The 262-nt window shown below is 45.0% G+C and carries 1 protein-coding gene; it reads left to right on the forward strand.

What is annotated here, in order from left to right; genetic code table 11:
• Positions 1–33: 33 nt before the first annotated feature.
• On the forward strand, positions 34–262 hold a 229-nt coding region (locus SB725_RS32000; RefSeq protein WP_410923489.1), incomplete at its 3' end, for a hypothetical protein.

The raw sequence follows: 262 nt of genomic DNA on the forward strand, positions 1-262 counted from the left end.
TCAATTGCTCAATAACAAAGGCTATGTATGTCGATGACTGCGAACTCTCAACGCGGTGTTGCGCTGCTGACTATCTTATTACTGGTAGTGAGTATTACTGTGGTTGCAGGATCAATGCTTGCTAGCCAAAAAATTGCAATTAGGCGTAGTGGGCTGTTGTTCGATCAAAATCAGTTGCTGCAAGATATCGATGCAGGTCAGCAGTTGGCAGTGACGATGATTCGCGCTGATAGCAACCTCAATGATACTGATAGTGCGCAAG

Origin of the sequence: Pseudomonas sp. SIMBA_041 (assembly GCF_046535095.1) — a bacterium.
Lineage (GTDB): Bacteria > Pseudomonadota > Gammaproteobacteria > Pseudomonadales > Pseudomonadaceae > Aquipseudomonas > Aquipseudomonas mucoides.